The organism is Cyclonatronum sp. (assembly GCF_022565315.1).
GTDB lineage: Bacteria > Bacteroidota > Rhodothermia > Balneolales > Cyclonatronaceae > Cyclonatronum.
In genome coordinates this window covers 105224-128862 of record NZ_JAIUMX010000002.1, presented here as the reverse complement: position 1 = coordinate 128862, position 23639 = coordinate 105224, and the positions used below count along the sequence as shown (strand labels likewise).

Below are 23639 nucleotides of genomic sequence, written 5' to 3'. Positions count from 1 at the left end.
TATCGGGGTTTTGGGCCGGTATTTTTGAGGTCGGGGTGGGGTGTGACCATCGTAGCCTCGCCCTGGTCCGGTGCATTAAAATCGACCTCTGGGCATAGCTCCGTGTCAGCCGGGGCGAATCTGGCATCTGGGTGGTCACACCCCGCCCGTTCGCTGCGCTCACCCGGGCACCCCTCTCGAGAGGGGAATTACGCGCAGTGGGGCGTGGATGGGTATCGGGGTGTAATCAGTTGTTGTTGTTTTTCTTTCCGGAGGTCGAATGGTTAAAATCATAACCCATATCAACGACATCCCAATTGGGGAGAGAAAGGTTTCAGAACTGCCTAAAAGCACGCATTTGAAACCATTTAGCAAGAAACTCCGCAATGAAAGTACCTTGTCCGAAGTTTTGTTCTGGAACCGTGTAAAAAGGGGGCAGTTCTATAATATTGATTTTGACCGTCAACAGAATATAGGTCCCTATATTGTTGATTTTTATGCGAAGCAGCTGGGTGTGGTGATAGAAATTGACGGGTATTCACACGCACACAAAGGCGAGTACGACTCAGCGAGAACAGCGTATCTTGAAAGCCTGGACCTGTATGTTTACAGCATCAGAGATGTCAAAATCCGCAAACGACTGAATGAGGAGATGATGAAGCTTGCAGAATTCATCATTATGAATTTTGGCATTTCATCAGACGGGAACTGGCTGCATGATGACTCACTTCGGGCCAGGGGAGGTGAGCTATGAATCCGTTCTTAAAAAAAATAAGTAGGTTGATGCAGGATCCCGTGTCAGCCGTGGCGAATCCGGCATCTGGGCGGTCACACCCCGCCCGTTCGCTGCGCTCACCCGGGCACCCCTCTCAAGAGGGGAATTGCGCGCATCGGGGCGTGGATGGCACGCGGATTTTGCGGATTTGGCCGGATTTGCGCGGATTTTTGTTTCTCAGACGCTGGAAAAGGAAAGCCTCTGAGCTCCGAAATGCCCACAAAACAGCAAACACGCCAACCCGCAGCCAATCCAGCGCCTGTAAGCACCGAGATGTCCAAAAAACCGGTAAACACACCAACCCACAGCCAATCCAGCGCTTATGAGCACCAAAATGCCCAAAATGCGGGTGAATCCCCTCTCAAGTGGGGAATTGCACGCATCGGGGCGTGGATGGCACGCGGATTTTGCGGATTGGGCCGGATTTGCGCGGATTTTTGGTTTTTTCTTTAACTGCCTGTATTGCAGCGGGGCGCCGGAATCCCAAAAAGCACGGGGCATTCCGTTGAGTTGGGATTATCCACAAGCTGTGCTGACCGTGATGCGCACGGAGTTCCCCCCCAAAAATAGCGATGTGAAGCACTGCCGGGGATCAGGGATCAGGGCTTCTCTACATTGTGGCGGCAGCGGCCTTCGGCTTTTACGTAGCGGATGTACACGGGGTGTTCGCGGTCTTCGTCGAGGAAGCGCATGCGCACGATTTGCTGCAGTTCGATGTGGTGTAGCTGTGCGGGGGGGATCTCGAAGTGGGCGGCCTGCCCGGGACCGAGCTTGCGGAGCTCGGTCACTTTCTCGTTGAGAAATTCCATGTATTCGAGCGAGGGCTTGCCGTCTTTGAGCCAGTTGAAAATGAGGCTGTAAACGGCGTTGCTCGTGTGCCGCAGCTGCGCGGCGAGTTCGTCGGGCAGTTTTTCGTGCGGCACGTGATGTACGAAAATATAGAGCTGCAGCGCCCGCCCGAAAAGCGGCCTTTCGCGTTCTTCGATCCGGATTTCGTGCGGCAGCTCGGGTTTGCTTGATTTTTTTTCCGCAGGTTCGCTGCTTTTTTTCCGGCCTTTGAAAAATGAAAACATAGGATTGGGTTTAGGATGGCGTGCTTACGGGACTGTTACGGCGTTATTGTCGGATGTGGTGGGTGAAAACTGCCCGGAAACACATCCCCCGATAAGTTAAAGAACCTCCGCCGGATCCCAATAGTGCCGGTCGAGATCGATGGTGTCATCATCCAGAAAAACGATGCCTTCCTGCCGCAGCAGGGCTTCCATTACGCCGGGGCCGAAGTAAGTTTTGCCGCTGAGCTGCCCCAGCCGGTTCACGACGCGGTGGCAGGGGAGCTCGGGTCCCTCGCTTTTCAGGGTCTGATTGAGGGCGTAGCCGACCATTCGCGCGCTGCGGCCGATGCCGAGGTGCCGGGCGATGGCGCCGTAGGTGGTTACGCGCCCGTGCGGGATGTGCGCGACGACTTCGTACACGCGCTCGTAAAAGTCAGCCGGCACTGCCATGGGGTTCGCTTAACAGGGTGAGGAGTTCACGGTAGGTTTCGGGGCTGAGGCGGCCGTCGCTGAGTGCCTGAGACGCAGCGACACGCCCCAGCAGGCGGTAGGCGGCGGGGAGGGTATCATCCTGCAAAAACGGATCGGCGGTGAGCGTGCGCAGGTGGGTTTCTACGGTGCCGGTATCGCCCCGGCTAACGGGTCCGGTGAGGGCTGCGGTGGGGCCTTTGGCGAAAATGTTCTGCAGCGTGGTTTCCATGAGGGGCCGCAGCACTTCGGTTACGGGCAGCGCGAGACCGGGCACGCTTCGCCCGGCAAGGTGCGCGAGCGCTACCATATAATTAGAGGCGAAAACGGCGGCGATGTGGAGCTGTTTTTTTTGTTGCGCGCTTACCTCAAGCGGGGTGCAGCCGAGTTCCGACGCCAGCCGGTGCAGCTGCGCGGTTGCTTCCGGCGGACCCAGCAGGCTTGCGTAAATGCCGCGAAAGGTTTCGGGTCCGGCGCCTTCGGGAAAGCTTTGCAGCGGATGGAGGGAGCCGGTGGCGATGCCCCGCTGCTGAAGGGACGCGAGCGGGCTTAGGTCAAGTGCCCCGGAAAGGTGCGCAACGAGGGCGCCCCCGGCTGCGGGAATTCCGGCAAGCTGCCGGGCAACGGCAGGGAGGGCATCATCCGAAACACAAAGCAGCAGCAGCCCTTCGAGCTGCCTGATGTCTGTGATTTGCCCGTATTTCGGTGCACCGGTATTTCGTGCGACTGCTGCTGCAGCGGTTTTATTTCGTGCGAAGATGCCGCTCAGCCGCAACCCGCCGCCGTTGTGTTCATTTTCGGAAATGGCACGGGCGAGGGCGCGGGCAAGTTTGCCGCTGCCGGCAATCGTACAGGGGATGATATTTGCGGATGGGGCAGGCAGGGCGGACGGCGGGAATCAGTTTGAGCGGCTTTTGAGCTGCGCGTAGCCGGCAAGGCAAACGGGTTTCTCGGTATCCGGGATGTGGAGGTGGGTTTCGAGCTCCCACTCGGCGGCGATCATGCTTGCGGCCGAAACCGGCGCGCTGCCACTGATGCCGGCATCACCGGTATTCAGGTAGTTTTTGATGCGGGAAAACGAATTGCCGTTGATGTAATCCTGCAGCTTCTGAAGCTGAGCCGGGGTAGAGGAGGAAGCGTCGGCGCAGGCGATAACGAGGGCGTTGCGGTCGCGCATGAGCTCGGAAACGGCGTTGGCGAGTTCGCGCACGATAGATGACTGCGCCTGAACAATCTGAATGCTCAGCAGCCGGAAGGAATCGAGGGTACACTGCAGCATCATGAGGTGGTTGTGAACGGCCATGTCATCTGTGTAGCCGGCATCATCGATGAAGAAATCGTCGTCTTCATCGCAAAAATCGTTGCGGAGGGCGTCGTTTACGGGCACTTCGCCCAGCGGGGTACTGAAGGAGGGCACGCTCACCATGGGCAGCAGGTGCGGGTGTTCGCCGGGGAATGCTTCTATGATGATGACGTCGTCGTAATGTTCGCCGCGGATGTTGGTGTAGAGCCGGCACATGGCGTCGAAATTGAAGTCTTTGATGTAGCGGCCGGCATAGAGAACCCGCACGCGGTTATCGGCCTGACGGCTGTGTTTGTCGAGGCCGGCAAGGATTTGCTCCCGGCTGTAAGAAGGAATGCTCATGGGTAGGAAGGAGTCGAATGTCAAATAAATTGGGATGGATTTGTACTGCAAAAACGTGCTACAAATATAAGCAGGCTTTGGCTCACAAACGCGAAGAATCGGGCGGGGGCAGGGAGTTTGAGGCCGGGATGCGGACCGAGAGAGCGATGCGGTAGTCGCGCCACACGAAGCTCAGCAGCTGTGCTTCAACGGGCTCAGCTGTGCTGCTGAGGGTGGTACATATATAATGATGTGATCCGGTGCGGCGGGCATTTACCTGATTCATGGGGTGGCGCAGACCGGTGCCGGTCATTTTCAGGAACGCCTCTTTGAGGGTCCAGAGGGTGAGGGGCGGGATGTGCTCCTCGGGGGCGGGCCGGCTCAGGGAGCGGATGCGGTTTTGGAGGCGCTCGGGCACGCGGCGTTCGCGGTGCTCGGCATCAAGGCCGATTTCGGGACCGGTTGAGAGAGCTACGAGCAACAGGCCTTTGGTATGGCTTACCGAAACTGGGCAGATCCGTGCGCCGGAGCGCAGAAAGGGTCTGCCGCCTTGCTCCCGCTCCAGAACCGGCGCTGCCGCCGGAAGGCCGGCTTGCTGCAACAGCTGCCCCAGCAGCAGCCCGCGGTAGGCGCTGCAGTCGGGCTCAAATCCGCCGGCGAGCAGCACCATGCTGCCGGGTTGCGAAGGCGGGCGGTGTCGGAAAAGGATGCTCAAATGCGCCTGAAAATTTCGTATTTTGTAAAACTTGCGTGGAAACGGCTGTGAACAGGCATTTTTGGATTTATTGGCCCTCACAGCTTGTTGACGACGCAATCTAACTTTTTTGAACCGACTTTTAAACACACAGATGGAATCAACCGGAGCGCGCTGGTCGAAACTGCTGATCTTGCTTGGGGCAGGCATCTGGCTCGGCGGGTTTATCATGCTGGGCTACGGCGTGGCGCCCGTTAATTTCGGCATTGCGCAGCAGTGGGAACTTGAGGGCTCGAACCCTGCCATGCCCGAGCAGCCGGTTTCGTACCGCACGATTGGCGGCGAGCTGACCGGCAACAGCATTTTGCGGCTTAATATGATGGAATCCCTCAGCCTGTTTCTTATTGTGATCGGCATGGTGCTGGCCTGGAACACCAAAGCCGGAACGGACCGGAACCTCATCTTCAGAACAATTGTGGTGCTGCTGGTAACGGCAGCCTTTTACTACTACGCCATCCGGGTCGGAGGCCGGCTCACGGAGCTGAGGTCAACGGTACCCATCGATTTTTCAATCACCGAAAACGCCCTGAAGAGCGTGGCTCATTTGGAGTTTGACCGGCTGCACAAAACCTACACCCGCGTAGCCGGATTCACCATGGCGCTGCTGGGGCTGCTGTTTGTCTTCAGCGTTTTCGATCAGACCCCGGGCGACAAAGCGGAAGCAGCCGGGAATTGACGCCATGGATGCGCATCAAAACCATACCTATTAATCAGAAACATGCAGGCGGCAGATGTGGCGTTGAAAGCATATCGGGCCGCCTCCAACAGAAAAAAGAAAAGTATCGCTATGAGCAACGAAACGCCTGAACTCTCCCAACACGAACTCGAAGCACAGCGCCGCGAAAAACTGCGGCTGTTAATTGAAAAAGGCATCAACCCGTATCCCAACGTGTACGAAGTGTCGCACAACACGGCACAGGTAAAGGCCAACGAAGAGGCCTGGATCACTGACGGAGAGGCCGGGCCGGAGGCTCAGCGCATTTCCCTTGCCGGCCGGATGATGACCCGCCGGATTATGGGCAAGGCCGCGTTTTTCAACCTTCAGGACAGTGAGGGCGTGCTTCAGGTTTACATTTCCCGCGACGACCTGCCCGAGGGCTACTACAACGATATCTTCAAGAAGCTGATTGATTTGGGTGATATTGTTGGGGTGAAGGGCTTCCTGTTCAGAACCCGCACCGGAGAGCTGACCCTGCATGCCGAGGAATTTACACTGCTCACCAAAGTGATTCGTCCGCTGCCCGTAGCCAAAGAAGCCGAAGAAGACGGCAAAAAAGTGACCTACAGTGCCTTCTCGGATAAAGAACTGCGGTATCGTCAGCGCTATGTTGACCTTGTGGTGAACACGCATGTGCGCGAAGTATTCCGCAAGCGCAGCAAAATGATCGGGGTGATGCGCGGCTTTATGGCTGATCGCGGCTACCTTGAGGTAGAAACGCCCATCCTGCAGCCGATTTACGGAGGTGCCTCAGCCCGCCCGTTCGTGACCCATCACAACGCGCTTGATATGGAACTGTACCTGCGCGTTGCCAACGAGCTCTATTTAAAACGACTTATAGTTGGCGGCTTTGACGGCGTTTTTGAATTTGCCAAAGATTTCCGAAATGAAGGCATGAGCCGTTTTCATAATCCTGAATTCACACAGGTTGAGTTATACGTTGCGTACAAAGATTATAACTGGATGATGGATTTTGTGGAGGAAATGCTTGGAAAAGTAGCCCTCGAACTCCATGGAAGTACTAAGGTTACGGTTGGAAACCATGAAATCGACTTTGGAAAAGGATGGCGCCGTGTAACCATGCTGGATGCGATTGAGGAAGCGACCGGGCACAATTTGTTTGGCCTTGAAGTACCTGAGCTACGTAAAATTGCCGCATCGCTTAAAGTTGGCACCGATGACACGATGGGCGTCGGAAAAATTATCGATGAAATTTTCGGCGAATATGTTGAACCAAAGCTGATTCAGCCTACGTTTATTACGGATTACCCGATTGAGATGAGTCCGCTGGCCAAAAAGCACCGCAGCAAGGAAGGTCTCGTAGAGCGTTTTGAGCTCATTTGCAACGGGAAGGAAGTCTGCAATGCGTTCACGGAGCTGAACGACCCGATTGATCAGCGTAACCGCCTCGAGGAGCAGGCCCGCCTGCGCGCCGGCGGCGATGATGAAGCCATGACGGTTGATGAAGACTTCCTGCGCGCCCTAGAATACGGAATGCCCCCCACAGTAGGCCTCGGCATCGGCATCGACCGGTTGGCGATGATCATGACCAATCAGGAATCTATCCGGGATGTGCTCTTTTTCCCGCACATGAGGCCGGAGTAAAAAAAAGATGAATCTTAATCTAAAAGCGGTGAGACGACTTGCACGGTTTTACAGCGACCGAATGCAGGCAGCAGGGTTAACGTGCTTCTTAAATGAAAGACTGCCAACAGATTAGGTAAAAAATTAAAAGAACTCATTAATTAGCCAAAATTAAGGTGACCGGACTTATGAATGCTGATTAATTGGAGGGTAATTTGACTTAAACAAAGCTGATTCTGATTCAAAAGAAAAGTATAGCAGTTAGTTGCTTAAGATGAATTGTTTTTATACTTTTACGGCTGTGTATAGTTTGGCTGAAATACGGGTGAATGCTGTAAACAACAGCACTCAAACAGGCCAAAACCATATAAGTACGGGTCCACAAACAAACAAAAAACAGACAAATATGATGGCAAATACCTACAAGACTACTATAAAGTCAGTTGTGATTGGGTTATTCGCTTTGCTGATGATTACTCCAGCAATTGCGATAGCTCAGTTTGCAGACGGCGATGGCTCTGCGGCTTCACCGTTTCAGATAGAGACTAAAGAGCAGTTAGATGCTGTGAGAAACAACCTCACATCTCATTTTGTGCTTAACAATGATATTGTATTCGATGCAGCCGATTTTCAAGTTGGCGGACTTTTTTACAGAGACGGTGCCGGTTGGCTGCCGATTGGCGGTCCATCATTGGCCCTGCCTCCGTTTGAGGGAGTGTTCAATGGCAATGGTTTTACAATAAGTGGTCTGAAGATCGATGTGAGCGCATTATCGTTGCTAAATGACCATTTTGCTCTGTTCGGAGTAACGCAAAACGCAACAATTGAAAATCTTACGATGGCTGAAGTTGACATTTCAGCTTCAAATACGATCGGGGTAGCTGCAATAGTTGGTCGCGCCCGTGTTGGAACTTTGCTTCGCAACAACCATGTCGAAAGCGGTCAAATCGTTGGAGATATTCGCGTGGGCGGTATTGTCGGACGGTTTGGCGGCGGGTCTCCTGTTTTTGACGGTAACTCAAGTTCAGCTACTGTATCAGGTATTGATCGTGTCGGAGGTGTGATCGGTATCATGGAAAACTCTTCGCAAATCAGAAACAGCTACTCTGACGGAACAGTTATTGTTCGTTCCGGTAGTAATGGTAATGCGGGCGGTTTGGTTGGTGTCATGCAGCAGATTACTTCCATTGTGAACAGCTACAGTTCAGCAAATATTATTGTTGAAAACTCAACTGCAGCCATCGAGAATGGTGTAGGCGGTTTACTTGGCGCAATTAGAGAAACTGCTACTGAAATAAGAAACAGCTATGCTACAGGAACCATTACTGTACTTGACAGAGCATCAAATAGTCTAAGCGTTGGTGGTTTGGTAGGTCGTATGGATGGTGCACAAATTATTAAGAGCTATGCATCTGTGGTAATGGATTTTGATACAAGTATCCGTGTAGACCGCACAGGAGGACTTGTCGGATCTTTCTCAGGAACCTTGCCTATCGGAGCAGTTCAGGGTTCATTCTGGAACAGCGATGTGTCAGGTTTGAACAGCCGTGGCGTAGATGTAGGTGAGGCAAGAACTACTCAGCAGATGAAAACCAGATCTACATTTACCAATGCAGGGTGGGATTTCACAGATACCTGGCGGATAAGCAGATTAACATCAATGCCTTTCCTAAACGGTGTGAGCCGGACTGTATTTGCAGGCCCTCAAATCGGGAATGCGTCTAACGTAGAAGGATGGAGACATTTAGGTAGTTCACTGAGTGATGTAAATTACAGTACGCTGCTTGGATCTATCTGGACACAGGGTGTGCCAGGCTCGAACAACCCAGCTTCTGCAAATCCTAATATCTTTGCTTACGACCTAACAATAAACGATTGGATAGCACTTCCTGACATGGACAGCGCTATTCCAACGGGTACCGGTTTTGCAGTTTATGTTTTCAGTGCTGATTTTGACGGTCAGCCTGTTGATGAGCAGGGATTCCCCAAGAATATTCTGGTTGAAGGAAGCATGGTTACTGATAATTATCAGGCTGCAATCCATCCACAAAGAAACGGATGGTCGTTAGCTTCCAACAGCTTCATTTTCCCGATTAACTGGCAGGATGTTTTCGGTGCTAACTCTACTGACATTGATCCTGTGGTTTATGTTTATGACCCAAGAGTAAGCGAGCCTGGTTACCGTATCTGGAACGGCGACACCAACACTGGCGATGTTGTACTTGACGGCCGTATTGCACCGTTTCAGGGTTTCTTCATCAGAACTGAAAGAAGCGGAGCAACTCAAATGACGGTTCCTGCATCAGCTCAAAGACCAGATCGTAACTCTAACCTGCTTACCCGCAATCCATCAGAATCAGTTATTTCTCTGGGATTGAATGCAAAGCTTGTCGGACAGGAGCGTGAGCGTAATGCAATGGTTGTATTCAGTGAGTTCGAAACCTCCAACGGTTTGGCACTTGCCCCAATGGATGGTATTCCTTACGTAGAGTTTGCGGTACTGGATCAGGATGGTGCACTGAACAGAATGTATAATGTAACTTCCGCAGAAGGTACATACACACTTCCGCTTGTACTCAGAAACCTTGAATTCAGCAACAATGGCTGGTTCGAACAGTCAGGTGAATTTGAAATAAGCTGGAGCGGTCTTTCTGAGTTTCCTTCAGACTGGCAGTTCTCAATCACGGATACTTACACCGGTGAAGTAATTGATTTACGTGACAATCAAAGTGCAGTTGTACAGATTGATGTTGCGCAAAGTACTTCAGATGAGCCATCTGTTGAATGGACGCTTACACCACAAGCAGTAATTGCATCCGTTTCGGAATCACGCTTTTTACTTAATGTAGTAGCAGGAAGCCCTGTGAGCATTGGTGAAGGTATTGAAGCACCATTGCAGGTTTCCCTGGATCAGAACTATCCAAACCCGTTTAACCCGGCAACCACAATTCGCTATACACTGAGTAGCCCTTCAGATGTTCGTTTGGATGTTTTCAATCTTATGGGGCAAAGAGTTGCTTCCCTGCAAGATGGATTCCAGCAAACCGGAACTTATACTGTAAACTTCGATGCTTCAAACCTTTCAAGCGGCGTATATGTTTACAGACTTCAGGCTGGTGGTCATACACTAACACGCAAGATGACTTTGGTTAAATAAAAGTTCACAATCAACCAAGGTTCAATAAGGTTGATAGTAGCAGATGCTTAAATATCAATCTAAGTTTGACCAAATCATTCTAATAATTTCATACCATAAATAAATAAGATGATGAAAGAAACATATGAAAAACCATCTTTGAAGTGTACTGAGTTTGACTCGAGAGTATCTTGTGTTTTAATGTCACTTCCTCCAAGTGGTCCACCGGCACCTCCAACAGGTCCGACACCACCACCTCAGGATTTTTAATTAAATCTGCTAATCAAAAAAGCAACATTCTTTTAGAATGTTGCTTTTTTTTTGTGCTCTGCATAGCAGCTAACGAGGTAGCTGAGAGTACACAGTTGGGGGTTCGTATCGCTAACCTAAGACTGGAGAGCTAAGAATGTCTATTGTAAGACGGAATCTGAATTAAGCTGCTGTTTAATTTCAGCTCTTGTCGAAATAAGTCTGTTGGGAATTTGATGAAGCTTTATCAGTTATTACCGATGGTTTCATGTTGCCTGCCAACACGAAACCCAAAGACTGAACCGGGCATCTGGATGTAAATGAGGCGAAGGCAGGATTATTGAATAAAAGTGGTTTGTCCCGGAGTAGTATGCGAGGTATTATGGATGGTTATGCAGACACCGGGCACGAAGTTGGGCGTAAGACCTTCCCATGTGAATGAAACGGTCATTTCCCCTGAAGCGAAATGAAGTTAAAACGGATCTCAGGAGCAGCGCAGGATTTTTTATAGCTAAATTCCGGAAAAAGTTTGGCAACGTTTTCCCTGAAACTGACGGACATCAGATCAGTGAAATTAAACACTTCATCGTGGAATACTCCCGTAACCTGCGCGGCAAACCTACATACGCAGTAGTAGAGATAACCGGAAACACAGCGCAGACTGTAAGACTGTTCTTGCGCAAATAGAAAAGTCTGTTATCTGATTAAGTATGTTGCGATTGGCTATTTAATTTGTCTGCCTGAAACCAATCTGTGCGAGCAGCGGTAGAAATGTCTACGGCTCACACAGCTATTTTGTAATATGATATAGCAATATCAGTTATTCAAAATCTTCGAGTCTGTACCCTCTGACCATAAAAGGGATTTCGGCGGGGTCAAAGAGGCTGAGTAGTTGAAAAAGCTCGTGCATTTTTTCATTTTGAGCCGGTATGTTTTGCCTCACATATCTGTAATAGCTTTGAAGCAGATCAGACGGTTCATACTCATCCTGAAGGTCTGTCAAAAGTTCTGTTATTCTTCGGGAGGCCTGTGTCAGTTCAGTTGGATCATATATGGGTTCTGGCGCGAGATTGATTCTCACAAATCCGTTTCTGTCGAATTGTTGCGGAATAAGCGCATTGTTAATCTGACTGTTTCTGAAATCAAAACGTTTACCTATTCCACGGTAACCTTCATGGAGCTGTATTGCCTGCCGTATTTGCTCAGGATTTGCACTCAGTGCAAGAACCTGAGTAATAAAAATACCGCTGTCATAACCTATTGTTGCAAACATATCGGGCGCAGTACCATATGCATTCCGAAAGTCCTGTATGAAAATGTCTGAGCGTTGGTCTGATGGGTCTTTATCAAAAACCTCACTATAAACGATCCGAAATCTTCTGGCCGCCTGCTGATTAAGGTTCATCCCGCCAAACTCCTGTGAACCTATCAGCTGTACATTACTTCTCAGAGCCATGAGCTGTGTCATCATAAGATCAATAATGGTGCGCCCGGCATTGCCTGTTACAGGCATAAACAGTGCATCACTTTGGGTCCATGACATTAAAAAATCTTCCAGCTCATCTTCATCCAGATTCAGCAGTAGCGGATCACTTGTGAAAAGTCGGCTGTACGGACTCATATCAAAACGCTGTGACTGAAAATCCTCTTTTATGTAATAAGGTATCTCAGCGCCAAGTTCTAACGCGCGTTGCCGGAAGGCTTCGGCCTCAGTAACGCCAATGGAATTGGCATCAACCAAGATTGAAATTTTACGGTGCCCCAGGTATTGGATCGCAATTTCAGCCATCAACCTGCCGCGTTCACGGAAAGTTGGGTTTAATTGGAATATCCAGGGGTTTCTGTTGGTCATGTCTTCAGAATTAGCAAGCGGAGCGAGTACCGGAACTTCGAATGTTCGACCGATTCGCGCAAGTATAGCTGCTTCTTCACTGAATAAAGGCCCAAAAATAAGGTCTGGCTGCCAGTTCTCAAGTTGAGTTGAGATGTTCCGATAAAACCGGTCACTTCTTGTTTCAAGGGTCGAATCGTGGGTAGCATTTTCATTATCGAGTAAACGGAGCTCAATTTGTGTGTCCGTTTCTGAACGGTTGAACTCGCTTACAGCAAGAAGCAAACCGTTATACATTGCTCTGCTTACTGCAAAGGCATCGTCAGCCCTTTTTTGTTGCGGTAAAACTACGGCGATCCGGTAAACAAAGCCTTCCGGTACTTCGAAAACGGTTAAGCCGTTTTGTACAGTTCTTCCTGAAGTATTGCGCGCAATTCTGTTATCAAGCCGGTTACGAAGGGCGTTCGTATCCTGACGATTCATGCCAAGCTGAAGGGCTTTTGTTATGAGCTGCCTTGCTTCATCCCGGTGGTGGATATCAATACCGGTTTCCAAAAGCAGAAGCTGTGTTTTGTAATCCGTAGTTTGGTCAAGCGCCTGAATGCGTTGGTTTAAAGTCAGAAAAGCGGACCAAATAAGTGCCGTTTCCCGGGCCCTTTCAGCCAATTGCGGGTCAAAAGTGGTTTCAAGGCTTGTAAGGAGTTCCAGGCCGCGTGCAATATGCCGATTTGCAAAATGTACAAGGGCGAGGCTATAACCTGACTCTTCCGAAAGTTCACCTAATTGATCTGATCGCAGGCTTTCCAGTATTTCTTCTGCTTCAGCCATCTGATTAAGCTTAAACAGGGTATTTCCCAGCATCAGGCGGGATTCAGGCAAAAGCTGTGCATCTCTGAAAGCTTCTGCAGCTCTTTCGTAATTTAGGTTTCTGTAATGGCTCAAACCGTCAGCAAAACGGTCTTGCTCAAATGTACTGTGTGTTTGCGCATGCAGGCCTGATGGCAGGGTGCAGCTTAACAGAAAGAGGATAAAGAGTATAATTTTGAAAGTCGGCATGATTAAAAACCCATTGTGGGTATGTGTATGGAAAAGGTGATTATTCCCATTCAATCGTAGCAGGTGGCTTTGAGCTAACATCATAAACAACGCGGTTTATCCCTTTTACTTCATTAATAATACGATTTGAAACAGCAGAAAGGAAATCCCATGGAAGCTGTGCCCAGTCGGCTGTCATGCCGTCAACGCTTGTAACTGCCCTTAGGGCAGCGGTGAACTCGTAGGTGCGCTCATCGCCCATTACGCCAACGCTCTGAACGGGCAGCAGCACTACAAGGGCCTGCCAGACTTTGTCGTACAGGCCGGCTTCGCGCAGGCCCTGAATGAAAATAGCATCGGCCTCTCGCAGCAGATCGAGTTTTTCCTCAGACAGCGCGCCAAGTACCCGAATGCCCAGGCCGGGACCCGGGAAAGGGTGCCGGTTAATAAATGACTCAGGAATACCGAGCGTACGGCCTACAGCACGAACTTCATCTTTGAAAAGCTCTCGCATCGGCTCGAGAAGCCTGAGATTCATTTTTTCCGGCAGACCACCCACATTATGATGAGATTTGATGGTTGCTGAAGGTCCTTTAAAGCTCACGCTTTCGATTACATCAGGGTAAAGTGTGCCCTGAGCAAGCCAGGTGAAGCTGCTGTCATGAGCTACCTCAGCATCAAACACATCTATAAAGGTGTTGCCGATAATTTTGCGTTTCTTTTCCGGATCGCTCACGCCTTCCAGCCGTTCCATAAACATTGCTTTGCAGTTAACACCTCGCACCGGGAGTTTCAGTACATCTGTGTACATGGCGAGCACCTCTTCGAATTCGTTTTTCCGGAGGAGTCCGTTATCTACAAAAACGCAAAGAAGCTGATCCCCGATAGCCTGGTGAATCAACCGCGCTGTAACGGTGGAATCAACACCGCCGGAAAGCGCACAAATTACCTTGTCACTTCCAACCATTCTTCGGATGTTGGAAATAGTTTCTTCAATGAATGAAACCGGTGTCCAGTCGCCTTCAAGGCCGCAGATATTGCGGGCAAAATTGGTGAGCAGGAGTGCCCCAAATTCGGTGTGCACCACTTCCGGATGAAATTGTACCCCATACACAGGCTTGCTGCTGTGCCGCGCCGCTGCGATAGGCGCGTTAACGGTATGTGCAATAATTTCAAACTCTTCAGGAAGATCGTTGAGCTTATCACCGTGGCTCATCCATACCTGAGAGGCCTGTGGCAGGCCTTCAAAAAGCTTACAAGGTACGTCAATAAGCAACTCAGCCCTACCGAATTCACGTTTGTCTGAACGGGCTACGCTACCGGGCATCTCAGTATGTGAGATGATTTGCAAGCCGTAGCAGATCCCCAGCACGGGCACATTCCATGAAAAAATATGAGTATTGAGATGAGGTGCTCCCTGCTCGTTAACGCTCATAGGCCCTCCGGAGAGCACTATGCCTTTTGGAGGAAAGCTATTGAAGGAACTCAGATCGGCGTTAAAGGGATGTATTTCACAGTAAACATTAATTTCCCGCAGGCGACGGGCAATAAGCTGGGTGTATTGCGAACCGAAGTCCAGAATCAGAATCCAGGGGTGTTGGGTGCTTATCATCAGGTAAGGGCAGGTAAGGCGGTAGTGAGTAACAGTCCTTCACAGAACAGCAAAACCCCGCATCGTATAATACGGGGTTTTGTTGTTATTTTAGGATTGCGGAAGTTGGTTGTTCATGTAATGCCGGAAAGGGAATCAGGCAATGATTTCCTGATAGGCATCAGCATCCATCAGGTCGTCTAACTCAGATTCGTCAGACATGCGGATTTTGATGAGCCAGCCGCCCTCGTATGGTTCTTCATTAACGATTTCGGGATTGTCAGCCAGAGCTTCGTTGTGCTCGGCTACTTCACCACTTACAGGCATGAATAAATCAGATACGGTTTTAACAGCTTCAATAGTACCAAAAACCTCATCCTGATCGTATGTTTCGCCGGTATCATTGAGTTCAACGAAAACGATATCGCCAAGCTCACTTTGCGCAAATTCGGTGATACCTACAGTTGCAGTTCCGTCGCCGTTATTGCGCACCCATTCATGTTCTTTGGTGTATTTAAGGTCAGTCGGGTAACCCATTGGAGTATCCTGTTAAGGGTTTGGATTAAATTTAAATTCTTTTTCCAGAAAGTGTGTGGTGAATTCACCCCGCAAAAATGCAGGATGATCCATAAGCTGAAGGTGATACGGAATGGTTGTTTTGATCCCTTCAACCACAAACTCTTCCAGGGCACGTTTCATGCGGGCGATCGCTTCCAGCCGTGTTGGGGCACTTACGATTAACTTGGCAATCATGGAGTCGTAGTAAGGGGGCACAACATAGCCCGAGTAGGCGTGGGTATCAACACGAACACTGTGCCCGCCGGGCAGGTGGAAGGTTGTTATTTTGCCGGCTGAGGGTCGGAAATTAAACTCGGGGTCTTCGGCATTGATACGGCATTCAATAGCATGGCCGCGCATTTTGAGCGGTTTGTGTGCAAGTGGCAGGCCGTATGCAACCTCAATCTGATTTTTGATCAGGTCAGCGTTGGTTACTTCCTCCGTTACCGGGTGTTCAACCTGAATACGGGTATTCATTTCCATGAAGTAGAAATCCAGGTTTTTGTCGACCAAAAATTCGACTGTGCCGGCACCTTCATAATTTACAGTTTCGGCCGCTCTAACGGCTGCATCACCCATTTTCTCGCGGAGCCATGGTTCCATAACCGGAGAGGGGGATTCTTCCATGATTTTTTGATGGCGCCGCTGCAGCGAGCAATCGCGCTCACCAAGGTGGGTGATGTATCCGTGCCGGTCGCCGAGTACCTGAATTTCAACGTGCCTTGGGGCTTCAATATATTTTTCAATATAGACTTCAGGATTGCCGAACGCACTACCGGCTTCCTGACGTGCTGAATCAAAATTGCGTTTAAAATCAGAGGGTTCGAGCACGATACGCATGCCGCGGCCGCCACCGCCTGCTGTTGCCTTTATTATAACCGGGTAACCGATTTCTTTAGCAATGGCTTCAGCGGTTTTAAGGTCAGAAATATTACCGTCACTGCCTGGCACAACGGGAACACCAAATTTAATCATGTTGGCCTTGGCGGTCGATTTGTCGCCCATAGCGGTGATCATATCAGGGGAAGGCCCGATAAATTTGATATTATGCTCTTCGCAGATTCTTGAAAACTCAGCATTTTCAGCAAGAAAGCCGTAGCCCGGATGTATGGCTTCGGCATTGGTGATTGCAGCAGCAGCAATAATGCGCTGAATTTTCAGATAGCTGTCTTTTGAAGTTGGCGGTCCGATGCAAACGGCTTCATCAGCAAAACGAACATGAAGGCTGTTAGCATCAGCTGTGGAATAGACGGCCACAGTTTTGATGCCCATTTCCTTGCAGGTACGAATTACACGAAGCGCAATTTCACCCCGGTTCGCAATAAGAATTTTTTTAAACATCGGCAGTTTAGTTGGGTTCGATAATGAACAACGGCTGATCGAACTCTACGGGCTGAGCGTTGGAAACGAGCACTTTTACGATTTTGCCGGAAACCTCACTTTCAATTTCATTCATGATTTTCATGGCTTCAACAATGCAAAGCACATCGCCTTTCTTCACCACATCACCGGCTTTAACAAAGTCGGGGTCCTGAGGTGAAGGGGCCGCATAAAAGGTACCAACAATAGGCGATTTGATGGTTTCGCCTTTACCTGCTGCAGATGCCTCAGCTGATTTGTCAGCTGCAACGGGTGCCGTTGCAGCCGGTGCGGGAGCAGCAGCGGGTGCAGCTCCCGCAGCCGGTGCTGCATAATAAACCTGCTCAACAGGTGCAGGTACAGGGTCGGCATATTTTTTAACTTTTACCTTGAGGTTGCCTTCCTCAATAGAAACTTCGTTGAGTTCACTTTCAGATATAAGCTTCAGGAGCTTTTCAATTACTGTTAAATCCATGAGAAGAGTCCGTTTTTTTATGGTTAGTTTTTTGCTCTTTCGAGATAAGACCGGGTACGGGTATCAACTTTGAGCAGGTCGCCTTCATTTATAAACAGAGGTACCTGAACTACAGCACCCGTTTCAAGTGTAGCAGGTTTGGAGCCTCCCTGTGCCGTATCTCCTTTTACACCAGGATCGGTTTGGGCTACCTTAAGTACGACGTGATCAGCCATTTCGGTAAATAAAATTTTGCCGGCTTCGGCATTGATGCAGATCGTTACTTCCTGACTTTCCTTCATGAAATCCGGCCGGTCAACTATTTCCGGCACAAGTGCTACCTGTTCGAAGCTTTGTGTGTGCATGAAATGATATAAACTGCCGTCAAAATATAAGAACTGATACGGGTGCCGCTCAATCCTCACTGATTCCATGGTTTCACCGGAACGGAATGTTTTGTCAATGATTTTTGCGGTTTCAACCCCCTTGAGTTTGGTGCGGACAAATGCCGGGCCTTTGCCCGGTTTCACGTGCTGAAACTCAATAATGGTGTAGAGCTGATCATTCACGATTATGGTCATGCCGTTTTTGAAATCAGCGGTTGATACTTTTGGCATAAATAAAATATAAATTGTTGGAGTTATAGAGCAGGTCTTGTTCAGGGCTGACGTTTTAAACTATCGTCTTTCCTGATTCAGGTTTGGGAAGCAAGGCTAAGTGCCCGTTAGCTAAGCCCAATAAAATTATGGTATTTCCTGAATAGGCCTGTCTGATATAAGTAAATATCAGGTATCCTTTAAATTTACCATTCTTTTGCCTAACTCACCTAATCATATTTAGGATGGTAGTTACGAACACAATACCGATAAGTACCGGACAGATGTAGCTGATGAAAAAGGCCCAAACCTTAAGACGCCTGGAGTTGGCGGCCCCGGGGAACCCGTTTTCGATTTCGGCAATAGCGTTACCTGTTTTCCAGATCCAGGTAAGGAAAAGGCAGGTCATTAGTCCGCCCAGTGGCAGGCCGATTTCATTAAAGATGGCTACGAAAACATCAATCAGCCCGATATCAAAGGAGATGATGATACCAAAGAACAGCACAACGGCACCTACGAGCAGTGATGCTTTTTTGCGGGAAACATTGTGCTCATCAATCACATAGGCTACGGGCACTTCCAGCAGCGAAATTGCTGATGTGAGCGCAGCGAGACCAAGCAGCAGAAAGAAGGAAACTGAAATAAAAAGCCCGAAATACCCGCCTATGTTTTGAAATAGCTCCGGAAGCACTGTGAATACAAGAGTTGCAGAAGAAAGCAGGCTGCCGTCGTCTCCAAAAATCTGAATGCCCTGATTAAGTGCAACATACATTGCAGGAATGATCAGCAGACCTGCGATTAGGGCTATAAATATGTCGAAAACAGTTACAAGAACTGCCGATTCCACAATATTCTGATTTTTTTTGAGGTAAGAGCCATACGTAATTAGCGCGCCCATACCAAGGGAAAGGGAGAAGAAAGCCTGACCAAGAGCAGAGAGTGTAAGGTCAAGACTGATGAGGCTGAAATCGGGCAGCAGGTAGCGGCGTACACCCTCGGCACTGCCTTCCAGAGTCATTACGTAGGCTGCCATTAAGATGAGTATGAGCAGCAGGAAGGGCATCAGTATTTTTGTAGCACGTTCGATACCGTTACTCACCCCTCCGTTAATGATCCCGACGGTGAAAAGCATGAAAACGATGGTGAAAATCGCGTTCTTGGGCCCGTTGGTCAGATCACCAAAAAAACCGGCCAGTCCGGTATTACCGGCAAATTTGAATATTTCTTCAAAAACGTAGGCCAGTGTCCAGCCGGAAACAACCAGGTAGAACGATAAAATCATCACCCCGCACAAAACGCCCCAATAACCGATGATGGCGCCGAATCCGCTCTTATCGAGCTTTTTAAACGCCCCGACAGGGTTTTTACGCGTGTGCCGGCCAATGGTGAGTTCAGCAATCATTACGGGCAGGCCAATGAGAAAACAGCAGATCAGATAAACGAGAATAAATGCAGCCCCGCCGTTATCTGCTACCTGTGTAGGGTAGCCCCAAATATTGCCAAGCCCAACAGCGGAGCCGGCAGCAGCCAGGATAAAGCCCAGTTTGCTGTTCCAGGTTCCTCTTCCGGAAGTTTGTATAGTTGCCAAGGTTTGTTCAGTTAGATTCAGTAGTAGTTAGTTTTCACACAAGAGCCCGGCAAATCCCTCAGTAACAAGAGGCATATCAGGGCTGCTGAAAGCAAGCTACCAAAAAAGCTGAAAAAAGCAGAAAAATCAAAGCCTGTATAAATTTATTTATTTTCGCCTGTTCGCTTCTTGCGCAGGATGTATCCGGAACCTGATTCAACACTCAGATATTCGGCTGCTACATCGAAGCCTTCGTGATGAGCCATATCAGGGGAGACCACTACTTCCCAGGCGCCCTGTGGCAGCGGGATGCGGTGCATGCCGTGGGGGTTTCCGTTTAGGGTGACGATGTAATCGTAGGGGTCGCCGCTGCCTTCACCTTTAATTTGCAGGGTGATGTGAAGACTGTCGTGATAGTTCCAGAATATCAGCGCGTCGGGTTTCGATTTCCTGAGTGCCGGTGATTTTAGCCGCAGGCTGATCAGCCCTTTGTAATATGAAACCAGCTCTCTGTTTACCCTGGCGTGATTAAAGTCGAGGTAGTTGGTTTCGTTGTCTTTTTCGTAGCTGTTATGGTCGAGATGGCCCGCATAGCCGTCTTTGATGCCCGGTACAGGTTCTACAACCTTGGTTCTTGCCCATTCCTGACCCGCATGTATCAGCGGCACGCCCTGAGAAGCAAGCAGGTAAAGTGCAGCGAGTTTTGCGGTCCGAAGTTCAGCTGGGTTAAGGGGGGTAATTTCGTTGCGTTTGTGTTTTTTAGCCGCTTTGGAAGGGTCAAGACCTATGCGGATGAAATCCCCCAAAGTATAGCCGTCGTGCGATTCAAGGTAGTTCACACAGTGTTCGCTGCTGTGGTACCTGCCGTTGCTGTGCCCCAGCAGGGTACCTGAAAGGAAATTTTCGAGCCCTTCCCGCGAACTTTCCCAGTGCCAGTGCCCGAAGATAAATCCCTTGCTGTTCTGTGGGTCAGAGCCTTTCACTCCGTTCCGGATTTGATCGTTCCAAGATGGCCAGCCGATGTTCGAAAAGCCTACAGGGTCGTAACCTCCGCCCCAGGGTTCTGCAATCAGCACTACATTGGGGTTTATTTTTTCGGCTTCCTGACGTATAAGCTGAAGGGTTTCGCGGTCGATGAGGTTGGCGAGGTCAAACCGGAAGCCGTCGATGTGGTACTCTTTCATCCAGTATAAAATCGAGTCAACAATCAGCTGCCGGGCCATGGGTGCCTCTGTTTTGAAATCATTGCCGCAGCCGCTGTGTGAGAGGTAGTGCCCCTCTTCCGTAAGGCGGAAGTAGTACGATTTGTCGATCAGTTTAAACGGGTTGAGGTCGTACTGCGAAACGTGGTTAAAAACGACGTCCAGAATTACGGTAATGCCGTTTTTGTGCAGTGCCTTAACGAGTTCTTTAAGTTCTCTTGCGGCTTTTTGAGTGCGGCCCACAACAGCCCCCGGTTCGGTACTGCCGTCTGTCGCAAAAATGGTTTCCGGGGCAAAAAAGAAGGAGGTCATGTAGCCCCAGTAGTTACGGCCGTACACATTCCAGGTATTGATGATGCCGTCGGCTATGGGTTCGTTGTGAGGCGGCTCGAAATAGGCAAATTTGTGCAGCGGTAGCAGCTCAACTGCGTTAACACCCATTTTTTTGAGGTGGTTAATGCCGCCGCGTGCGTTGGGGTCCGCAAAGCCTTTGTAGGTGCCGGGCCATTGGGTATCCGCACTTTCATGGCTGGTAAGGTCTTTGATGTGGGCTTCATAAATTACCAGGTCACGGATGTCGTCAGGGCATACGAAAGTATCGTTTTCCCAATCAAAGGCCTCATCCTGCGTGATAAGGGTGCGGGGGTGCTGCAGGTAATGATTGCGGGTAACAACTGCTTTGCTGTAAGGATCTGCAATCAGGAAATTTGTGTCGCGCGAGCGGTAGAAGTATTCCTGAGATGGCGGCTGAATGCGGTAACCGTAGAGTTTGCCGAAAAAATTACCCTCAAGTGTGATCTGCCAGATGTCATTTCCGTTGGGGTTCATCGCATAGCGCGTACCTTTTTCCTGTTCGTAGCTTTCGAAAATTTCTACATATACGGCTTTGGCGCGCGGGCAAAAAAGCCGGAATTCGGTGTGTGTGCGTGTAGGATAACAACCCAGCCGGGGCCGGTAAGGTGCTTTTAGTAAAAGCGGGAGCTGTTCGTGTGCCTCTGCTGAACTGCTGGTGCGCATGTCGCTGTGTCGGGAGTCTGCTTCTAATTTATACATGAGCCCGGTCCGGCTTTTGTTTCCACAAACCGGAGCCCGTCGGTTGCATCATGTGCCATAAGAATCATTCCTTTGCTTTCAATACCCATAATTTTACGGGGGATGAGGTTTGCTACAACGGCAACACGCTTGCCGATAATGTCTTCGGGCTGGAAGTACTCAGCAATGCCGCTTACAATGGTGCGCTGTTCATAGCCCAGGTTTATTTTGATTTTGAGTAGCTTTTTGGATTTGGGCACCTTTTCGGCTGCCAGAATTTCAGCAGCGCGGAGGTCGAGTTTTTCGAAGTCACCGAAGGCGATGCCTTTCTTTTCGGTTTCATAGCTAACTTCCTTCACTGTGGTACCAGCTTTAGCTGCGGCCTTGGCTTCAAGCAGCGCAACCTGACTTTGAATGGCATCATCTTCAATTTTTTTAAAGAGAATCTCCATTGGTGTGATTTCCTGACCTACGCTTATCATGTCGGGTTTCACTTCTTCCCACAGCAGCATACCGTTGAAGGTGATGTTTAGGGCCGATTTGAGTTTTTTGCAGGCAGCCGGCAGTATGGGCTCAAAGTAAACGGAGAGCGCGGCCACAATTTGTGCGCTCACGTGCAGGGTATTGCCGCAGGCTTCAATGTTGCTTTTCCGGGTGTGCCAGGGTTCTGTTTCAGTGAAGTATTTGTTGCCTGCCCGCGCAAGATTGATCGTGTGCAGTGCTGCTTCCTTAAACTTAAAACTTTCGTAAGCCTTTGCAATACGGGCACCGCTTTGTTTGATTTCCTCCAGCATGGCAAGGTCCTGTTCGGAGGGGTTCAGCAGCGGCGGCATTTTACCGTCAAAAAAGCGGCCTATGAACGAAAATGTGCGGAAAACAAAGTTGCCGAAAACATCAGCCAGATCGTTATTAACGCGGTTTTGGAAATCCTTCCACTGAAAGTCAGCATCTTTGGTTTCGGGCATTGTTGCGGCAAGAGCATAGCGCAGCAGGTCGGGCTCGAAAGCTTCGAGGTACTCGTGCAGCCATACAGCCCAGCCGCGGGAGGTGCTGAGCTTGCCGCCTTCAAGGTTGAGGTATTCGTTGGCCGGCACGTTTTGGGGAACCACATACTTTCCGTGCGTTTTAAGCATCACCGGGAAAATAATGCAGTGAAAAACGATGTTGTCTTTTCCGATGAAGTGCACCAGCTCGGTTTCATCATCCTGCCAGAACAGCTTCCATCCTTCCGGGTCTCCTATTTGTGCCGCCCACTCAACCGAAGCGGAGATATAACCGATGGGCGCATCAAACCAAACATAAAGTACTTTCCCTTCAGCCCCTTCGAGCGGAACCGGTACGCCCCATTTGAGATCGCGGGTTACGGCGCGGTCGCCCAGGCCGGCATCAAGCCAGCTGTTACACTGCCCGAGTACGTTGGGCTTCCAGTCGGTTTTACTACCGATCCACTCCTTAAGCCAGTTTTCATAATTTCCGAGGGGGATGTACCAGTGCTCGGTTTCCCGCATCTCGGGCTGTTCGCCGCTAAGCATGCTCTTGGGGTTAATCAGCTCGGTTGGAGAAAGAGCAGTACCGCACTTTTCGCACTGATCGCCGTAGGCTTCTTCATACCCGCATTTGGGGCAGGTGCCCTTTATGTAGCGGTCTGCCAGGAACATACCAGCTTTCACATCATAATACTGCTGCTCGGTTTTCTTAATGAAGACACCCTTTTCGTGAAGGGTACGGAAGAACTTTTGTGAAATTTCGCGGTGTGTAGCCGAACTTGTACGACCGTAGTAATCGAAAGAGATGCCGAAATCTTCAAACGCTTTTTTGTTGATACCGTGGTAGCGATCCACAATTTCCTGTGGGGAAACGCCTTCTTTGTCAGCTGCTATGGTGATGGGTACACCATGTTCGTCGGAGCCGCAGATGAACAGAACTTCATCGCCCGCAAGGCGTTTGTAGCGGCAGTAAAGGTCGGAGGGGAGATAGGCGCCCGCAATATGGCCCAGGTGAAGCGGGCCGTTTGCATAAGGCAGTGCAGCGGTAACAAGTACTCTTTTTGACATATATTGTGTAATGGGAAATGG

General features: G+C 49.9%; 18 protein-coding genes. 4 read left to right on the top strand and 14 right to left on the bottom strand.

All coding sequences use genetic code 11. The features are described 5' to 3' along the window. Positions 1–337 precede the first annotated feature (337 nt). A complete protein-coding gene (locus tag LAT75_RS01130) occupies positions 338–733 on the top strand; it encodes a DUF559 domain-containing protein (RefSeq protein ID WP_291480772.1) in 396 nt (131 codons plus the stop codon). A gap of 620 nt (positions 734–1353) precedes the next feature. Here the strand turns inward: LAT75_RS01130 and LAT75_RS01125 are convergent. From LAT75_RS01125 to LAT75_RS01105, 5 genes are all read right to left on the bottom strand, one after another. Then, entirely contained in the window at positions 1354–1827 is a 474-nt protein-coding gene (locus tag LAT75_RS01125) for a hypothetical protein (protein ID WP_291480771.1), read from the bottom strand. A 96-nt stretch (positions 1828–1923) separates the two neighbouring features. Further along, positions 1924–2256 carry a methylated-DNA--[protein]-cysteine S-methyltransferase gene (locus LAT75_RS01120; protein ID WP_291480770.1) on the bottom strand — a complete coding sequence of 111 codons (333 nt, stop codon included), beginning with the start codon at positions 2254–2256 and terminating at the stop codon, positions 1924–1926. Continuing rightward, positions 2240–3121 carry a Rossmann-like and DUF2520 domain-containing protein gene (locus tag LAT75_RS01115; RefSeq protein WP_291480773.1) on the bottom strand — a complete coding sequence of 294 codons (882 nt, stop codon included), beginning with the start codon at positions 3119–3121 and terminating at the stop codon, positions 2240–2242. The genes LAT75_RS01120 and LAT75_RS01115 overlap by 17 nt, the downstream gene beginning before the upstream one ends. Before the next feature lie 51 nt (positions 3122–3172). Beyond that, positions 3173–3919: an AmmeMemoRadiSam system protein B gene (amrB, locus tag LAT75_RS01110; RefSeq protein WP_291480769.1), complete on the bottom strand. Its 747-nt coding sequence runs from the start codon at positions 3917–3919 to the stop codon at positions 3173–3175. An 82-nt stretch (positions 3920–4001) separates the two neighbouring features. After that, on the bottom strand, positions 4002–4613 hold the full coding sequence (locus tag LAT75_RS01105; protein ID WP_291480768.1) for a 4'-phosphopantetheinyl transferase superfamily protein: 612 nt from the start codon (positions 4611–4613) through the stop codon (positions 4002–4004). A 109-nt stretch (positions 4614–4722) separates the two neighbouring features. On the opposite strand from LAT75_RS01105, the gene LAT75_RS01100 reads away from it, so the two are divergent. The 3 genes from LAT75_RS01100 (at position 4723) to LAT75_RS01090 (ending at position 10111) form a co-directional block, all read left to right on the top strand. Continuing rightward, entirely contained in the window at positions 4723–5328 is a 606-nt protein-coding gene (locus tag LAT75_RS01100; RefSeq protein ID WP_291480767.1) for a hypothetical protein, read from the top strand. 111 nt (positions 5329–5439) lie between these two features. Beyond that, positions 5440–6975 carry a lysine--tRNA ligase gene (gene lysS, locus LAT75_RS01095; RefSeq protein WP_291480766.1) on the top strand — a complete coding sequence of 512 codons (1536 nt, stop codon included), beginning with the start codon at positions 5440–5442 and terminating at the stop codon, positions 6973–6975. Between the two features lie 385 nt (positions 6976–7360). Then, positions 7361–10111, top strand: a complete 2751-nt coding sequence (locus LAT75_RS01090) for a T9SS type A sorting domain-containing protein (RefSeq protein ID WP_291480765.1) — start codon at positions 7361–7363, stop codon at positions 10109–10111. Between the two features lie 1048 nt (positions 10112–11159). Here the strand turns inward: LAT75_RS01090 and LAT75_RS01085 are convergent. From LAT75_RS01085 to metG, 9 genes are all read right to left on the bottom strand, one after another. Beyond that, positions 11160–13310, bottom strand: coding sequence for a hypothetical protein (locus LAT75_RS01085; RefSeq protein WP_291480764.1), 2151 nt, complete (start codon positions 13308–13310; stop codon positions 11160–11162). Next, on the bottom strand, positions 13267–14817 hold the full coding sequence (gene guaA / locus LAT75_RS01080; protein ID WP_291480763.1) for a glutamine-hydrolyzing GMP synthase: 1551 nt from the start codon (positions 14815–14817) through the stop codon (positions 13267–13269). The genes LAT75_RS01085 and guaA overlap by 44 nt, the downstream gene beginning before the upstream one ends. A gap of 135 nt (positions 14818–14952) precedes the next feature. Further along, positions 14953–15333, bottom strand: coding sequence for a glycine cleavage system protein GcvH (gcvH, locus tag LAT75_RS01075; protein WP_291480762.1), 381 nt, complete (start codon positions 15331–15333; stop codon positions 14953–14955). A gap of 12 nt (positions 15334–15345) precedes the next feature. Then, entirely contained in the window at positions 15346–16695 is a 1350-nt protein-coding gene (gene accC / locus LAT75_RS01070; RefSeq protein ID WP_291480761.1) for an acetyl-CoA carboxylase biotin carboxylase subunit, read from the bottom strand. Between the two features lie 7 nt (positions 16696–16702). Then, complete coding sequence (gene accB, locus LAT75_RS01065) at positions 16703–17188, bottom strand: acetyl-CoA carboxylase biotin carboxyl carrier protein (protein ID WP_291480760.1); 486 nt, start codon at positions 17186–17188, stop codon at positions 16703–16705. 23 nt (positions 17189–17211) lie between these two features. Beyond that, on the bottom strand, positions 17212–17784 hold the full coding sequence (gene efp / locus LAT75_RS01060; RefSeq protein WP_291480759.1) for an elongation factor P: 573 nt from the start codon (positions 17782–17784) through the stop codon (positions 17212–17214). Between the two features lie 205 nt (positions 17785–17989). Continuing rightward, entirely contained in the window at positions 17990–19351 is a 1362-nt protein-coding gene (locus tag LAT75_RS01055; RefSeq protein WP_291480758.1) for a sodium-dependent transporter, read from the bottom strand. A gap of 143 nt (positions 19352–19494) precedes the next feature. Then, on the bottom strand, positions 19495–21585 hold the full coding sequence (locus LAT75_RS01050) for an alpha-amylase family glycosyl hydrolase (RefSeq protein WP_291480757.1): 2091 nt from the start codon (positions 21583–21585) through the stop codon (positions 19495–19497). Further along, entirely contained in the window at positions 21573–23618 is a 2046-nt protein-coding gene (gene metG, locus LAT75_RS01045) for a methionine--tRNA ligase (RefSeq protein ID WP_291480756.1), read from the bottom strand. Before metG ends, LAT75_RS01050 begins: the two co-directional genes overlap by 13 nt. Positions 23619–23639 lie beyond the last annotated feature (21 nt).

Coding starts and splice junctions, on each gene's coding strand:
- LAT75_RS01125 (WP_291480771.1), bottom strand. CDS start 1,827: ATGTTTTCATTTTTCAAAGGCCGGAAAAAAAGCAGCGAACCTGCGGAA.
- LAT75_RS01120 (WP_291480770.1), bottom strand. CDS start 2,256: ATGGCAGTGCCGGCTGACTTTTACGAGCGCGTGTACGAAGTCGTCGCG.
- amrB (WP_291480769.1), bottom strand. CDS start 3,919: ATGAGCATTCCTTCTTACAGCCGGGAGCAAATCCTTGCCGGCCTCGAC.
- lysS (WP_291480766.1), top strand. CDS start 5,440: ATGAGCAACGAAACGCCTGAACTCTCCCAACACGAACTCGAAGCACAG.
- LAT75_RS01090 (WP_291480765.1), top strand. CDS start 7,361: ATGATGGCAAATACCTACAAGACTACTATAAAGTCAGTTGTGATTGGG.
- LAT75_RS01085 (WP_291480764.1), bottom strand. CDS start 13,310: ATGATGTTAGCTCAAAGCCACCTGCTACGATTGAATGGGAATAATCAC.
- guaA (WP_291480763.1), bottom strand. CDS start 14,817: ATGATAAGCACCCAACACCCCTGGATTCTGATTCTGGACTTCGGTTCG.
- gcvH (WP_291480762.1), bottom strand. CDS start 15,333: ATGGGTTACCCGACTGACCTTAAATACACCAAAGAACATGAATGGGTG.
- accC (WP_291480761.1), bottom strand. CDS start 16,695: ATGTTTAAAAAAATTCTTATTGCGAACCGGGGTGAAATTGCGCTTCGT.
- accB (WP_291480760.1), bottom strand. CDS start 17,188: ATGGATTTAACAGTAATTGAAAAGCTCCTGAAGCTTATATCTGAAAGT.
- efp (WP_291480759.1), bottom strand. CDS start 17,784: ATGCCAAAAGTATCAACCGCTGATTTCAAAAACGGCATGACCATAATC.
- LAT75_RS01050 (WP_291480757.1), bottom strand. CDS start 21,585: ATGTATAAATTAGAAGCAGACTCCCGACACAGCGACATGCGCACCAGC.
- metG (WP_291480756.1), bottom strand. CDS start 23,618: ATGTCAAAAAGAGTACTTGTTACCGCTGCACTGCCTTATGCAAACGGC.